The 455-nt window shown below is 38.5% G+C and carries 1 protein-coding gene; it reads left to right on the plus strand.

Annotated elements, in window-relative coordinates; all coding sequences use genetic code 11:
* Positions 1-91: 91 nt before the first annotated feature.
* Positions 92-340 (plus strand): hypothetical protein, encoded by a 249-nt coding sequence (locus V5298_RS20870; protein ID WP_189404137.1) that lies wholly within the window; start codon positions 92-94, stop codon positions 338-340.
* Positions 341-455 lie beyond the last annotated feature (115 nt).

The following is a 455-nucleotide window of genomic DNA, read 5'->3' on the forward strand; positions in this document are numbered from 1 at the left end:
TAGTGGGTGACACATAACAATAAAATTCAAGCGGACATTGCCAAAAGCGGGCAACGCCGCTCAATTTGGTGTTATATTTCAGGGAAAAGAAATGAGTTCATTTGACGAATTAAAAAATAGAGATATTGAGTCTTTAAAAAGAAGCTATGATCAAATCGCTAAATCGACAAGTCTTGGACTTAGCTTCTATAGGGAAGAAATTGCTCGCCGCGAAAATGAAGAGTTCAACTCAAAAATCAAATCAATGACTTCTCAAATGCGCAATATGACAATTTTCATTATGATCTTAACGGTCATTAACGTTGGGGTTGTTATTTATGATGTTTTCAAGGATGTTTAAACAATGAAATATAACAAACCACTAAAGGCTCTCGCTTCGCTCGCTGGGACGCTAACACATGGGCTGCGTCACTTCGTTCCTAATTTTAGCCCATGTGTTATCGCCCCTTAGTGGG

Source organism: Alteromonas sp. 14N.309.X.WAT.G.H12, from assembly GCF_036697315.1.
GTDB lineage: Bacteria > Pseudomonadota > Gammaproteobacteria > Enterobacterales > Alteromonadaceae > Alteromonas.